The organism is Pseudotabrizicola sp. 4114 (assembly GCF_031457365.1).
GTDB lineage: Bacteria > Pseudomonadota > Alphaproteobacteria > Rhodobacterales > Rhodobacteraceae > Pseudotabrizicola.
This window is the reverse complement of record NZ_JAVDWP010000003.1, coordinates 373,786-386,739: the sequence shown is the minus strand read 5'-3', so window position 1 is coordinate 386,739 and position 12,954 is coordinate 373,786. Positions and strand designations below refer to the sequence as shown.

Sequence of the window (12,954 nt, the reverse complement as noted above, 5' to 3'; positions counted from 1 at the left end):
GAAAGATCAACGTGGCTGGGGAAAAGCGGTTCCGGCATCGGCGCCATGGCGCTGCGAATAAACACCTGTCTGACGCAGAGCGACAGGCGCAGGGGCTTATGCGGGTGTCAGCCACCGGCACCGCGCCCAGTCACCGACCAGCCCACCGTTTTGACGAATGGCTGGCATCGAATGTCAGCATTGCGGACGAAGCAGACGGTCAGCCCAGACTGATGTTAACCAGGAGTGAGACTGACACAAACATCAGCCATGCCGACGCTACGCGTTGAAGGATCATCAGCCTTTTGGTCCCAGCAGCCGATATCTGCGTCATCACGCCGAGGCCGCCCCATACCAGAGCGACACCGATCACCATCACAGCAAACAAAGCAAGATGCGGCACAAAGCCTTCGGTTTGGGGGGAAGGAAGCAGGACAAGGCTGAAGACAAGTGCCTTTGGGTTCAGGCATGTTGTGATGAAGACCCGCCGCGCGCTGATCTCCTTACCCTTCCCGCCCGTGGATAACGACCTCCATAGCTTGATGGCAAGAACAGCGATCCAGATCGCGGCTGCACCTTTGAGGACCAGTCCAAAGCCCGGAATTGCCTGAAGAAGGGCCGCTCCCAGAAATGATAGCGGCAGGATCGCCGTGGCATATCCCGCCAGTTCTGCAGGGATAAGCCGGATAACTCGGGAAAGCCCTCCTTGAGCACCTGCCAATCCCATAAGGGTGTTGGTGGGGCCAGGCGCAAGGAGTAGCGCCAATGCCCCGGAAACGAATGCTAAAGTTATCATCAAGACCTTTGATCGCCAGAGGAGAAAGCTGCTGTAACGTGGTAGAGGAGCGATGGCAGCACCAAGCAATGACCGCAATGGGCTCAAAGCACCCTCAAATCACCAGCTTTACTATCTCCCTCTGCGGTCGACCCCTCAACGCCCCGAATCTTCCCGTACCCCATCCCCAAACCTTAACAACCCCTTAACTCCACACAGACAACCCCCTGATAACACACACTTCCTTCCCCTGTAACACAGGGGGAAGCCATGGTCACACCCCCAGCCGTGCCGCGCGGCCGCCCTTGCGGCGGGGCGGCTCCGGCGCGACCAGCGCCTCGGTCAGCACCGCACTCATCGGATGCTCCGGGGCGGCCAGCGCATATTCGGCCAGCACCGCCCGCAACGCCTCGTCGACCTCCACCCCCGGCTGCAGGCTCAGCGCCCAGTCGATGAAGATCGACCGGCATTCCGGCCCGCTGATCCCCTCGATCCGGTAGCTCTCCCGCACCAGACCCTTGGGGTCCGCCTCATCCATCCGCATCACACGCCTCCCCAATCATGCCTCCATCAGCCCCGAGATCACCCGGTCCGCAAGCGCCGTCACCGTCTCCAGCCGCGCCGTCAGCGCCTCGGCGCTGGCCTCGCCGGTCTCGCGCAGCAGGAACGCCCGCCCGCCGATCCCAAGCTCATCCATCACCAGCGGCCCCTCGGTCAAAAGCCGGGTGCCGCATTGCAGCCGCCAGAGCAACCTGTAGGCATCCAGGAGCGCCGTCTGATCCGGTTGCGACACCCCAGCCGCTTCTCCCGCCCCAATCTGCCGCTCCACCCCGCGCGCCGGGCTGCCGCCGATCAGCGCCAGCATCTGCGCGCAGAGCTCCACATCCATCAGCCGCCCGGCGCCATTCTTGGCCTCCCAGCTGCCCTTGGCCGGCTTGGCCGCCTGCAACCGCTCGCGCATGGCGGCCACGTCGGCGCGCACCGTATCGCCCTTGCCCTTGCGCGCCAGCAGGTCGCGGCGAAACGCCTCCACCTCCGCCGCCAGCCCCGCATCCCCCGCCAGCACCCGCGCGCGGGTCAGCGCCAGATGCTCCCAGGTCCAGGCCTCATCCTCCTGATAGCCGGTGAAACTCTGCCAGCCCGTCGCCACCGGCCCCTGCCGCCCCGACGGCCGCAGCCGCATATCGACCTCATAGAGCCGCCCTTCCGGCATCTGCGCGGTCAGCGCCGTCACCATGCCTTGCGTCAGCCGCGCATAATAGGGCCGCGTGGCAAGCGGTTTCGGCCCGGAGGACTCCTCCACCCCCGCCGCATCATAGATCATGATCAGGTCCAGATCCGACCCCGCGTTCAGCCGCTGCGCCCCCATCGAGCCCATGCCGATCAGCACCGCCCCCCGCCCGGGCATCGGCCCGTGCCTGCGGGCAAACTCGGCTGTCACCACCGGCCAGAGCGCACCCACCACCGCATCGGCCAGATCGGCGTAAGCCTTACCCGCCTCGAACGCATCCTTGAGGCCGCGCAGATGGTGCACACCGACCCGGAAATGCCATTCCTTCATCCAGCGCCGGGCGGTATCGAGCTTTTTCTCATAATCCGGCACCGCCTCCAGCACTTGCGCCAGATCGGCGCGCAGCGCCGCCGTCCCCGGCCAGGCAGTCCAGAAACTGCCGCCGATCACCGCATCCAGCACGCCCGCATTGCGCGACAGATGTCGCGCCAGCGACGGCGAGGTGCCGGCGATGTCGATGATCAGCTCAATCAGCGTCGGGTTGGAATCGAACAGCGAAAAGATCTGCACCCCCGCCGGCAGACCGGCCAGAAAACCATCCAGAGCGCGCAGCGCCTCATCCGGATTGGCGGCGCGGTGCAGCTGCTTGAGAAGCTGCGGCCGCAGCCGCCGGAAAATCGCCTGCGCCCGCTCCGACCGCAGCGCGGGATAGTGAATCCATGCCCCCACGATCTTGCCCGCCGCCTCTGACAGCTCGGGCCCGGTCTCGGCCTCACCGGGGGCAAAGAACGCATCGGTCAGGGTATCCACCCGCGCAATCCGCTCCAGCAGCCCGGCGCGGAACGCGGCTTCGTCCTGCCCGCAAAACGCCGCGATCCGCGCCACCCCCTCTGCCGTGACCGGCATGTCATGGGTCTGGGCATCGCCCACCATCTGCAGCCGGTGCTCCAGCTCGCGGTGCGCGCGGTACAGAGTGGACAGCTCCGCCGCCACATCCGGTGGCACCCAGCCCTTTTGCGCCAGCACCGCAAGCCCGCCCACCGTGGTCCGGTCGCGCAAATCGGGGTCGCGCCCGCCCGCGATCAGCTGGCGGGTCTGGGTGAAGAACTCGATCTCGCGGATGCCGCCCTGCCCGAGCTTCATGTTGTGGCCTTCAACCGTGACCCGGCCGTTCAGCCCGCGATGCTCGCGGATCCGCAGCCGCATGTCATGGGCGTCCTGAATCGCGGCGAAATCCAGATGCTTGCGCCAGACAAAGGGGGTGAGGGTTTTCAGAAACCGCTCCCCCGCCGCCAGATCGCCGCCACAGGGCCGCGCCTTGATATAGGCCGCCCGCTCCCAGGTCCGGCCCACGCTTTCGTAATAACTCTCCGCTGCCGCCATCGACAGGCAAACCGGGGTGACGCTCGCATCAGGGCGCAGGCGCAGATCGGTGCGAAACACATAGCCCTCGCCGGTCAGATCCGACAACAGCGCCGTCATCTTGCGGGTGACGCGGATGAACGCCGCCCGCGCCTCCTGCTCCACGCCCGGATAGCGGCTCTCGTCGAACAGGCAGATCAGGTCGATGTCGGACGAATAGTTCAGCTCCCCCGCACCCATCTTGCCCATGGCAAGGCTGACCATGCCCGCCGCCGTGTCGGCATCCTCAGGCATGGCCCCGGGGATCTTGCCACGCCGGATCTCTTCCGCCACCAGCCGCACCATCGCCAGATGCACCGCCCGGTCGGCCAGCCCCGTCAAGGCACCCGTCACCGCCTCCAGCGGCCAGACCCCGCCCAGATCACACAGCGCCGTCAGCAGCGCGATCCGGCGCTTGGCCTGCCGCAGACCCGGCCCCAGATCCTCCAGCGACAGCGCGGCGATGCGGTCAAACTCCGCCGCCACCGCCGCTTCCGGCCCCCCGGCGAGCGCCGGGCGCAACCAGTCCGCCTCCCGCGTCATCAGGCTCTTGAGATAGGGGCTGCACCCCGCCGTCCCGGCCATCAGCCCGGCCACATCCGGTCCCAGATCGGCAAACGCGGCCCGCACATCCTCGCCGGAGCTGCGGTCATAAGGATGCGGAGAGCGGGTCAGCCGTGCTGAGAAATCGGTCATCATATGCGCAGCTTTGACCAAGGATGCGGCAGGGTCAATTCCTGACGCGCGGCACGAGGCCGAGCGGTGGATGGGGCTCTGCCCCCGCGCTGCGCGCGCCCCGGAGTATTTTTGCCAAGATGAAAGCCGAAACCCGGATTTGCAGCTTTCCCAAATACTCCCCGCGCGGAGCGCAGGCCGGAGCCGGTTGGCCGCAGGCCAGAGGCGACTGAAAAACAACGCGGCGCAGCCGCTCCATTTTCTTAAAGGCAAGCTCAGGCGGAAGGCGCGTCCTTGAACTTGATCGACTCGCCGCAGCCGCAGGCCTCGGCCACGTTGGGGTTGCGGAATTTGAAGCCGGCCTGCAGCAGATCAACCTCATAGTCGATCTCGGTGCCGATCAGGAACATCTGTGCCATCGGCGCGATCATCACCCGGGCGCCGTCCTGTTCGACCACTTCGTCCAGCGGGTTCACCTCGGACACATAGTCCATGGTGTACTCCATACCCGCACAGCCGCCTTTCTTGACGCCGATGCGCAGGCCCTTGCGGTCGTCTTTCGCCATCAGCCGGGCAATCTGCTTTGCGGCAATCGGGGTCAGGGTGACGGCGGCTTTGCCGGGGATGCCAAACATGTGGTGCTCCTTTGGTCTTTTCCCAATCTAGGGGGAAAGGTCAGGAATTCCAAGCGGCGGCAGTGCGGAAAGCAGCATCACCGTGCCGATTGCCATCAGCATCGCCCAGCCGAACGACGCAAGCGTGCCGATGATCACGTATTCCGACAGCCGCGACTCCTCTTTGACCGAGCCAAAGCGCAGCACCGATTTGGCCGCGATCAGAAAGCCGATGCCGCCCGGCTCGCCGCCGAGGATCAACAGAAAGATGATCCCGCGCTCCAGCATCCCGATGATCCGGCCGCCGCCGGGCAGGCCGTCGAGCCCGATGTCGCCAAAGGGCCGCATCAGCAGGCCAAGGGCAAAACCCCCGGCCCGGGTGGCCAGCACCGCCCCTGCGATCACCGTGGCGGCTGCGGGCAGCCAGAGCGGAGTATGGGTGGCCCACAGACCTTGGGCCCAGAGGTGCGGGGCCAGCGAGGCGACCAGCACCAGCGTGGCCAGATGCGCCGCCTGATCCGCCAGAAAGGCGGTGATCGCAGACAGCCGCGCGCCTGTCGCCACCTTGGCCACATCAATCGCCAGATGCGCCAGACTCAGCCCCGCCACCACGGCCGCCGCCTGCGGCGTCTGCACGCCCATCACCAGCGCCGTGACTCCGCCCACGATCCCGATATGTGCCGGCATCCAGCCCACGTGCCCCCCGGCCTTGGCCTGCGCCATGCGGCCCGGTTGCAGCACGAAATCGGCCAGCACATGTGCCAGCAGCAGCAGGGCGAGGGTTTCAGCCATCCCAACTCATCCCTTGCCCGAACAGTTTAAAGAAATCCCACGTTGCCGCGATAATCTGGGAAAAACCTGAAGATGCATGACGCGCGGCTACTGCCTGGCGCGAAATGCCCAGCATGTCGGCTATTTCTGCCTGTGTCCGCATCGGAAAGGTCTCCATGGCGATGGCAACCGCTGTCGCCTGCTCGATTGACCATTTTGACATGCGCTCATCTATCATCATGACCAGTCTGGAATGAAGGATATCCACACCTGTTCCTGCAAGGCCTAATCTTTCCCGCTTCGGCATTCCAGACAACGTCCTGCCCGATGCGATAAAAGCCGGGCCACTTGCCGAAGAAAGATCATCCAGATCGAAATGGGTCACGGGACCCAGACCAAGTGCAATCCGGCTTTCCAAACCACCAGACGAACGCAGCTCCGCGGCTATTCTGACCATTGCCCATAAGCCCTTTCCAGGGTGGTTCAAAAGAATTTGCCACCCATCGCCTCTGAATCGGGAAAACCCATGGTCTGCACCATAGAGTTTGGCGATCCGGTCCAAGCTGGAGTCCACCTCGGCACGTGAAGCACGTGTCGAGTCGATCAGATCTCCTGTCAGAACAGCAAAGTGTTGCGCCATGCCGCAAGTCATACGGCTTGCATTCAGGAAAAGCAAGCCAAATGGGTTGCATTCATCAGACGCAAGTCAAACGGCTTGCAAATGAAAAATGCAAGCCGGATGGCTTGCATTCAAAGGTTGACCAAGGAGGGAACGCTTACATAAAGCCCAGTTCCAGCCGGGCCTCGTCGCTCATCATTTCCATTCCCCAGGGGGGGTCAAAGGTCATCTGCACCTCGACCTGCTTGACCCCGGCCAGCGGTTCCACCGCATCAGCGACCCAGCCCGGCATCTCGCCCGCCACCGGGCAGCCGGGGGCGGTCAGCGTCATGGTCACGTTGACGGCGTTTTCGGGATCAATCTCAATGGTGTAGATCAGGCCGAGATCAAAGATATTGACCGGGATTTCCGGGTCAAACACCGTACGGCAGGCATCGACCACCGAGTCATACAACGGATGATCGGTGCTCGATGGCTTGATGAGCGGGGTGCCCTCGACTTTTGCTTCGCTGTTCATTCCGGCCTCATCAGGGGTTGTTGAGAGATTATATAGGAAATCGCGCCCGCCCCGTCCAGTGGGGTTCCCCAACTCGCGTCAGCCAGCCGCAGCAGCGGGGTCGGCAAGTGGGGGGCCGATCAGATCCCAGCGGTTGCCGAACGGGTCGCGCCAGACCGCCACCCGGCCGTAAACCTCATCGCGGGGAGGCTCTTCAAACACCACGCCCGCGCGCAGCATCGCCTGATGGTCGCGGTCAAAATCATCGGTGCGCAGGAACAGCCAGACCCGGCCGCCGCCCTGTGCGCCGATGGCGGCCTGTTGCACCGGGCCATCGGCCTGTGCCAGCACCAGCCGCGCGCCGCCCCCCGGCGGCTCCACCGTGACCCAGCGTTTGCGGCCCTGATCAATGTCTTCGGTCAGGCGGAACCCCAGCGCACCGCAGTAAAACGCGATGCCTGCGTCATACCCGGGCACGATCAGGGAAACTGCGGCCAGCACCGCACCAATGGTCATCGCTCAGTCCCGGTGCGGGCGGGCTTCGGGCAGGTTGATGCGGGCGACCTGTTCGGCAATCGGGTCCATCGACAGCGGATGCAACTCGGCCCGGTGCGCGGCGGGATCGCCCAGATCCTGCCATTCGCCGCCCTTGTAAATCTCCAGCGCGGAAAACCCGGCCTTGTAGCCCATCTTGCGGCTGCCGGGCACCCAATAGCCCAGATAGACGTAAGGCAACCCCGCCTCCCGCGCGATGGCGATATGGTCAAGGATGATGTGGGTGCCAAGCGACAGATCCACCAGATCGGGATCGTAAAAGCTGTAGACCATCGACAGCCCGTCGTCGAACACATCGGTCAGGCAGACCGCAGACAGCACGTGGCCACGCTCCCCCGGACCGGCGGGACGCGAATACTCGATCACCCGGCTCTTGATCGGGGTCTCCTCAATCATCGCGGCGAATTCGAAAATATCCATGTCGGCCATGCCACCATCGGCGTGGCGGGCATCCAGATAGCGGCGGAACAGGGTGAACTGGTCTTCGGTGGCCCAGGGGCTGGTGGCATTGCGGCGCAGATGGGCGGCGCGGCGCATGATCCGGCGCTGGGTGCGGCTGGGCTGGAAATCGGCCACCCGGATCCGGGCGGACAGACAGGCCGAACATTCGGAACAGGACGGGCGGTACAGCACGTTCTGGCTGCGACGGAACCCCTGCTTTGACAGCGTGTCATTCAACCGCTGCGCATGTTCGCCCTGCAGCGCAGTAAACAGCTTCCGCTCCATCCGCCCGTCAAGATACGGGCAGGGCTGCGGTGCCGTCACATAGAACTGGGGCGCAATGGGAAGGGTGTGGCGCATGGCTGACTGGTTGGGAAAGGATGCGTCACGTTAGCAAGGCGCGCGCCAGACGCCAAGACGGCATTTCGCGCGCGCAATCACTTGCCGATGACAACCCTGTCAGCGCGCCGAGGGGCTGTTGATCGCCACCGAGCCCAGAACCAGATCGCTCAGGCCCTGCCCGCGCGACGAGGTCAGCATCAAGACCACCGACACCACCTGCGGCATCACGAATGCCATCGACAGCGTATAGCCCAGCGTGTGCAGCAGCGCGGTCGCGCCATCAAAACGCTGACCGTTGCGGTCGAGAAACTCGATGTTCATCAGCCGCATGCCCCAGGTCGCCGAGCGCCCGGTCAAGGTGGCCCAGCGATAGACAAACCCCACCACCAGAAACAGGAACGGCAGGAAAAACAGCGCGGTAAAGGCGGTGAACGGCACGATCAGCGCGGTCACCAGACCGATCAGCACCAGGTCGATCAGCCAGGCCAGAAGCCGCTTGGGCAAAACACCTTCGTAAAAAGCGGCGTGGCGTTCGGGGTCGGGCTGCATATCTGACATCATCATGGGGGAAACTGTACGCATGGGCGTGGTCCTGAAACAAGGGGCCCGGAAACAACTGGGCGTGATCAACAAGGCGGGAAAAACCGGCGCATCAGCGGCCCCGTCAGGGGCCGCCGTGCGTCAGGTATCAGTATTCGCCGCGCGGCGAGTCTTCCGTGGTGGCGGCCGGACGGGCAGCCCCCTTGGCGCGGTCTTCCATGAACGAGTCGAATTCCTGCTTGTCCTTGGCGTCACGCAGACGCTGCAGGAAGGATTCGAACGCGCCCTGCTCATCTTCCAGACGGCGCAGCGTATCGGCCTTGTAGGCGTCAAAAGCGCTGTTGCCCGAAGACCGCCAGGCCCCATGGCGGCCCATGGATGCGTCACGGCGGCTGCCGCAGAACTTGCCTTTGAACATGCTTTTGCTCCATTTGTTGGCGTAGGTCATATAGATCAGAAGGGCGAGGCCGACCGGCCAGACAAAGACAAAGCCCAGCACCATGGCGGCGATCCACGCCCCCCGGCCCCGGGAATCCATCCAGTCTTCGGCACTGCGCAGTCGGTCCATCAGGCCGCCGAGCGCGGACGCTTTGGCGGTGGTCTCAGAGGAATAGGTCATCGGCGTCTCTCCATCTCGGCGGCTACGGTCCCGTTCGGCACTTGGTGTGCCTCCGGTTCAATGTGAATGTCTTTCACATGACCCAAGATGCGCATCATCCGCCCCGGGTTCAAGATGCGATGTAAAACATTTTTACATTTTTTCCGGGCCGGGAGTCCGCCCGGCCCGGCCCCGGCTGTCAGGCACGGAAAGGCAGCAAAGGCTGGGCATTCCGCAGCAGCCCCGCTATCAAAACGCCATGACTCCACCGATTGCCCGCCCCTATACAGCCGCAGATCACCCCGCCTGCTTGGCGCTGTTCGACAGCAATGTGCCGCAGTATTTCGCGCCGTCCGAACGCCACGACTTTGACAGCTGGCTGCAAAGCCTGCCCCGCTCCGACCGCCCCTATCTTGTGATGTCGCAGAATGGCACAGACATAGCCTGCGGTGGGCTGATGCTTGACCCTGCGGCGGGTCAGGCCACGATGGTCTGGGGCATGGTGGACCGGCGGCTGCACCGGCAGGGGGTCGGCACGGTTCTGACACGCGCGCGGATCGATCTGGCGCTGGCCTGCCCCGGCATCACCCGGCTGCACCTGTCTACCAGCCAGCACAGCACGGCGTTCTATCAGCGCTTTGGCTTTGTCACCACGCGCATCGTGCCCGACGGGTTCGCGGCGGGGCTGGATCAGTATGACATGACCTTGCCGCTATCGGCGGCGTAACGGGCCGCCCGTCTGCACAACTCCATCAGGGGTTTTGTCGCTTGTGTCACACAGGTCGGCGACTATGATCGCCGCGACTGAGTGACCTGTGGGAGAACACGACATGCGCAAGCTGGCGGCTGGAAACTGGAAAATGAATGGCACGGGCGCCAGCCTGTCAGAGGTGGTGACGCTGCTGAACGCGCATCCCTCCCCGGAGTGCGAGATGCTGCTCTGCCCGCCCGCCACACTGCTGGCGCGGATGGCGGATCTGGCCAAGGGCACTGCCCTTCTGGTCGGCGGGCAGGATTGCCATGCCAATACCAGCGGCGCGCATACCGGCGATCTGTCGGCGGGCATGCTGGCAGAGGCCGGGGCCACGCATGTGATCGTCGGCCATTCCGAACGCCGCACCGACCATGCCGAGACCGATGCGCAGGTCATGGCCAAGGCCAAGGCGGCACAGGTGGCCGGTCTGGTCGCGGTGGTCTGCATCGGCGAGACCGAAAGTCAGCGCGATGCGGGCGACACGCTGGATGTGATCGGCCGCCAACTGGTGGGCTCGGTGCCCGAAGAATCCAGCTCTGCCACGCTGGTGCTGGCCTATGAGCCGGTCTGGGCCATCGGCACCGGGCGCACGCCCACGCTGGCCGAGATTGCCGAGGTGCATGCCTTTATCCGCGCCCGCCTGACCGCCCGCATCGGCGCGCAGGCGGAGGGCGTGCGGCTGCTGTACGGCGGCTCGGTCAAGCCCTCGAATGCCGCCGAGATTTTCGCGGTGCCACATGTCGATGGCGCACTGGTCGGCGGCGCCAGCCTGAAGGCCGCCGATTTCGGGGCCATCGTCGCGGCGCTGTCAGCGGCCTGATTGCACCACCGGTCTGTCGCGGGCTGACAAGCCCGCGCCGGATTGGCGGGGCATCACTGAGCGCATGACGCATGCCCCTGCCCTCCTGCCCCCTTCGTCGCTGCCGCTGGCCCATCTGGCCTGTGCGGCCTCAATGCTGGTCTGGGCGGCAGGGTTGCCCGCCGCTGATCTGCTGATCCCGCATGTGCCCGCCATTACCCTGACCACCGCCCGCATGGGGCTGGCGGCGATGGTCCTCTTGCCGCTGTGGCTTCTGATCGACGGGCGGCGCGCGGTGCTGGGCGCGGCCTGGGGCACCGGGTTGCTGATCGGCGCGGTCACCTGTCTGGGCGCCTTTGGCCTGATCCTCGGGCAGGCGCGGTCAGATGCGGTGACGGTTGCCATCGTTTCCGCCGCGATGCCGATCGTCGGCATGGGGATCGAGGTGGTGTTCGATGGCCGCCGGATCACCCCCGCGCTGATCCTGGGCATGGGGCTGAGCCTGCTGGGCGGGCTGATCGCGCTGGAGGGCGGAGGGAGTGCAGGCGGCGGCACGCTGCTGGGGGCGCTGTTGTGCCTTGCCTCGGTGGTCGTCTTTACCTTTGGCTCGCGTCTGACCGTCACCGCCTTTCCCGGCCTGTCGCCGCTGGGGCGCACCACGATCACGCTCTGCGGTGGCGCGCTGAGCGCGGGAGTGTTGGCGGGTCTGGCCAGCCTGTCCGGCCTTCCCGCCCCCGACTGGTCGGCGCTTGGCGCGACCGAGGCGGGGGCGCTGATGGTCTACGCCTTTGCCGGGCTGGCGCTGTCGCAGCTGTTGTGGATCGTCTCGGTCGGACGGCTGGGCATTGGCCTCGCCTCGCTGCACATCAACGCCACACCGTTCTATGTGATGCTGATCCTGTTTGCCGTCGGCGGCCCGTGGCTTTGGCATCAGGTGCTGGGCGCGGCGTTGGTGGCGCTGGGGGTGATGGTGGCACAAGGCCTCTTGCACCCGGCCCGCGCCCGGGGCTAAGCCTTTGGCCATGCAGACCCTTGCCCAATCCCCGACCGCGCCGGATTTTGTCCAGAATCCCTATCCGTTTTACAAACGTGCCCGCGCGGGGGGCCCGTTCTTTCACTGGCAGGACTATGACCTGATCTGCACGCCGAGTGCGGCAGCGGCCAACGCGATCTTTCGCGACCGCCGCTTTGGCCGCGAGGTGCCGCCCGAGCTGGCCCGCCCCATCGCGCCGCACACAGCACCTTTCTACGCGGTCGAGGCGCATTCGATGCTGGAGCTGGAGCCGCCGCGCCACACCCGCCTGCGCAGCCTCGTGCTGCGCGCCTTTACCTCGCGCCGGATCGCCAGCCTGCACGGCGATGTCGAGAGCCTGAGCCACAGCCTGATCGACACGCTGCCCGAGGGCGAGTTTGACCTGATCGCCGGCTTTGCCCAACCGCTGCCGGTGATCATCATCGCCCGCCTGCTGGGCGTGCCCGAGACGATGGCGGGGCAACTGCTCCGCTGGTCGAATGCCATGGTCGGCATGTATCAGGCCCGCCGGACGCAGGCTATGGAAGTGGCCGCCAGCGACGCCGCCCGCGCCTTTTCCGATTTCCTGCGCGGCTATGTCGATGAGCGCCGCAAAGCCCCCGCCGATGACCTGATCACCCAGTTGATTGCAGCGGAAAGCGAGGGCGAGCGGCTGTCGACCGACGAGCTGATCACCACCTGCATCCTGCTGCTCAACGCAGGCCATGAGGCCACGGTGCACACCATCGGCAATGGCGTGAAAACCCTGCTGCAAACCGGCACGGTCTCGCAGATCCTGTCCCCCGACACAGTGCCCGGCACGGTGGAAGAGATCCTGCGCTTTGACCCGGCGCTGCACATGTTTACCCGCACCGCCTATGAAACGGTCGAGGTGATGGGCCACACCTTTCAGCGCGGCGATCAGGTGGCACTGCTCTTGGGGGCCACCAACCGCGACCCGCAGGTCTGGGACCGGCCGGACCAGTTCCTGCCCCGACGTCCCGCCAAACCCAACCTGAGCTTTGGCGCGGGCCTGCATTTCTGCGTCGGCGCCCCGCTGGCCCGGCTGGAATTGCAGATCGCCCTGCCGATCCTGTTCCGCCGCCTTCCCGGCCTGCGTCTGGCCGGGGTGCCGCGTTATGCGGATGTGTATCACTTCCACGGGCTGGAACGGTTGATGCTGACCCGGTGAGGTCTGCGCCATCCCCCCCACCCCAGCCCTCCCCCACAAGGGGGGAGGGAGGCGCGTGACGGGCAGGCCGGCCACATGCGGCGCTGTCGGAGCCTCCGGCGGGAGTATTTGGCAAGCAGCAATGCGGGATTTTTCAGCACCGTCGCGGTTAAGGCGTGAC

Annotated in this window: 15 protein-coding genes; 4 read left to right on the top strand and 11 right to left on the bottom strand. The window is 65.3% G+C overall.

From position 1 onward, the window contains the following. Window positions 1-199: 199 nt before the first annotated feature. The 11 genes from J2X53_RS09300 to J2X53_RS09250 form a co-directional block, all read right to left on the bottom strand. Window positions 200-775: a hypothetical protein gene (locus J2X53_RS09300; RefSeq protein ID WP_349037209.1), complete on the bottom strand. Its 576-nt coding sequence runs from the start codon at window positions 773-775 to the stop codon at window positions 200-202. 253 nt (window positions 776-1,028) lie between these two features. Beyond that, complete coding sequence (locus J2X53_RS09295) at window positions 1,029-1,298, bottom strand: hypothetical protein (RefSeq protein ID WP_349037208.1); 270 nt, start codon at window positions 1,296-1,298, stop codon at window positions 1,029-1,031. Between the two features lie 15 nt (window positions 1,299-1,313). Next, window positions 1,314-4,082 (bottom strand): glutamine-synthetase adenylyltransferase, encoded by a 2,769-nt coding sequence (locus J2X53_RS09290; protein WP_349037207.1) that lies wholly within the window; start codon window positions 4,080-4,082, stop codon window positions 1,314-1,316. 254 nt (window positions 4,083-4,336) lie between these two features. Then, window positions 4,337-4,696 carry an iron-sulfur cluster assembly accessory protein gene (locus tag J2X53_RS09285; protein WP_349037206.1) on the bottom strand — a complete coding sequence of 120 codons (360 nt, stop codon included), beginning with the start codon at window positions 4,694-4,696 and terminating at the stop codon, window positions 4,337-4,339. A 27-nt stretch (window positions 4,697-4,723) separates the two neighbouring features. After that, the gene (locus J2X53_RS09280) at window positions 4,724-5,467 is read right to left on the bottom strand and encodes a DUF3307 domain-containing protein (RefSeq protein WP_349037205.1); all 744 of its coding nucleotides are present in this window, start codon (window positions 5,465-5,467) and stop codon (window positions 4,724-4,726) included. Further along, the gene (locus tag J2X53_RS09275; protein ID WP_349037204.1) at window positions 5,460-6,086 is read right to left on the bottom strand and encodes a hypothetical protein; all 627 of its coding nucleotides are present in this window, start codon (window positions 6,084-6,086) and stop codon (window positions 5,460-5,462) included. The genes J2X53_RS09280 and J2X53_RS09275 overlap by 8 nt, the downstream gene beginning before the upstream one ends. A gap of 136 nt (window positions 6,087-6,222) precedes the next feature. Next, window positions 6,223-6,582, bottom strand: a complete 360-nt coding sequence (locus tag J2X53_RS09270; protein WP_349037203.1) for an SUF system Fe-S cluster assembly protein — start codon at window positions 6,580-6,582, stop codon at window positions 6,223-6,225. 78 nt (window positions 6,583-6,660) lie between these two features. After that, window positions 6,661-7,077 carry a VOC family protein gene (locus tag J2X53_RS09265; RefSeq protein WP_349037202.1) on the bottom strand — a complete coding sequence of 139 codons (417 nt, stop codon included), beginning with the start codon at window positions 7,075-7,077 and terminating at the stop codon, window positions 6,661-6,663. Between the two features lie 3 nt (window positions 7,078-7,080). Beyond that, window positions 7,081-7,917, bottom strand: coding sequence for an arginyltransferase (locus tag J2X53_RS09260; protein ID WP_349037201.1), 837 nt, complete (start codon window positions 7,915-7,917; stop codon window positions 7,081-7,083). 99 nt (window positions 7,918-8,016) lie between these two features. After that, window positions 8,017-8,481 (bottom strand): RDD family protein, encoded by a 465-nt coding sequence (locus tag J2X53_RS09255; protein WP_349037200.1) that lies wholly within the window; start codon window positions 8,479-8,481, stop codon window positions 8,017-8,019. 106 nt (window positions 8,482-8,587) lie between these two features. Further along, window positions 8,588-9,007 carry a DUF2852 domain-containing protein gene (locus J2X53_RS09250; protein ID WP_349037380.1) on the bottom strand — a complete coding sequence of 140 codons (420 nt, stop codon included), beginning with the start codon at window positions 9,005-9,007 and terminating at the stop codon, window positions 8,588-8,590. A 289-nt stretch (window positions 9,008-9,296) separates the two neighbouring features. On the opposite strand from J2X53_RS09250, the gene J2X53_RS09245 reads away from it, so the two are divergent. The 4 genes from J2X53_RS09245 (at window position 9,297) to J2X53_RS09230 (ending at window position 12,794) form a co-directional block, all read left to right on the top strand. Further along, window positions 9,297-9,764, top strand: coding sequence for a GNAT family N-acetyltransferase (locus J2X53_RS09245; RefSeq protein WP_349037199.1), 468 nt, complete (start codon window positions 9,297-9,299; stop codon window positions 9,762-9,764). 103 nt (window positions 9,765-9,867) lie between these two features. Beyond that, on the top strand, window positions 9,868-10,611 hold the full coding sequence (tpiA, locus tag J2X53_RS09240) for a triose-phosphate isomerase (protein WP_349037198.1): 744 nt from the start codon (window positions 9,868-9,870) through the stop codon (window positions 10,609-10,611). 64 nt (window positions 10,612-10,675) lie between these two features. Then, window positions 10,676-11,602 carry a DMT family transporter gene (locus tag J2X53_RS09235; protein ID WP_349037197.1) on the top strand — a complete coding sequence of 309 codons (927 nt, stop codon included), beginning with the start codon at window positions 10,676-10,678 and terminating at the stop codon, window positions 11,600-11,602. 10 nt (window positions 11,603-11,612) lie between these two features. Further along, entirely contained in the window at window positions 11,613-12,794 is a 1,182-nt protein-coding gene (locus tag J2X53_RS09230; RefSeq protein ID WP_349037196.1) for a cytochrome P450, read from the top strand. The last annotated feature ends 160 nt before the right edge of the window (window positions 12,795-12,954 follow it).

Bases quoted from the DNA above. Each gene is read 5' to 3' on its own strand.
- J2X53_RS09295 (WP_349037208.1), bottom strand. From the start codon at position 1,298: ATGCGGATGGATGAGGCGGACCCCAAGGGTCTGGTGCGGGAGAGCTAC.
- J2X53_RS09260 (WP_349037201.1), bottom strand. From the start codon at position 7,917: ATGCGCCACACCCTTCCCATTGCGCCCCAGTTCTATGTGACGGCACCG.
- J2X53_RS09285 (WP_349037206.1), bottom strand. From the start codon at position 4,696: ATGTTTGGCATCCCCGGCAAAGCCGCCGTCACCCTGACCCCGATTGCC.
- J2X53_RS09290 (WP_349037207.1), bottom strand. From the start codon at position 4,082: ATGACCGATTTCTCAGCACGGCTGACCCGCTCTCCGCATCCTTATGAC.
- J2X53_RS09270 (WP_349037203.1), bottom strand. From the start codon at position 6,582: ATGAACAGCGAAGCAAAAGTCGAGGGCACCCCGCTCATCAAGCCATCG.
- tpiA (WP_349037198.1), top strand. From the start codon at position 9,868: ATGCGCAAGCTGGCGGCTGGAAACTGGAAAATGAATGGCACGGGCGCC.
- J2X53_RS09255 (WP_349037200.1), bottom strand. From the start codon at position 8,481: ATGCGTACAGTTTCCCCCATGATGATGTCAGATATGCAGCCCGACCCC.
- J2X53_RS09300 (WP_349037209.1), bottom strand. From the start codon at position 775: ATGATAACTTTAGCATTCGTTTCCGGGGCATTGGCGCTACTCCTTGCG.
- J2X53_RS09265 (WP_349037202.1), bottom strand. From the start codon at position 7,077: ATGACCATTGGTGCGGTGCTGGCCGCAGTTTCCCTGATCGTGCCCGGG.
- J2X53_RS09250 (WP_349037380.1), bottom strand. From the start codon at position 9,007: ATGGACCGACTGCGCAGTGCCGAAGACTGGATGGATTCCCGGGGCCGG.
- J2X53_RS09280 (WP_349037205.1), bottom strand. From the start codon at position 5,467: ATGGCTGAAACCCTCGCCCTGCTGCTGCTGGCACATGTGCTGGCCGAT.
- J2X53_RS09275 (WP_349037204.1), bottom strand. From the start codon at position 6,086: ATGGCGCAACACTTTGCTGTTCTGACAGGAGATCTGATCGACTCGACA.
- J2X53_RS09245 (WP_349037199.1), top strand. From the start codon at position 9,297: ATGACTCCACCGATTGCCCGCCCCTATACAGCCGCAGATCACCCCGCC.
- J2X53_RS09235 (WP_349037197.1), top strand. From the start codon at position 10,676: ATGACGCATGCCCCTGCCCTCCTGCCCCCTTCGTCGCTGCCGCTGGCC.
- J2X53_RS09230 (WP_349037196.1), top strand. From the start codon at position 11,613: ATGCAGACCCTTGCCCAATCCCCGACCGCGCCGGATTTTGTCCAGAAT.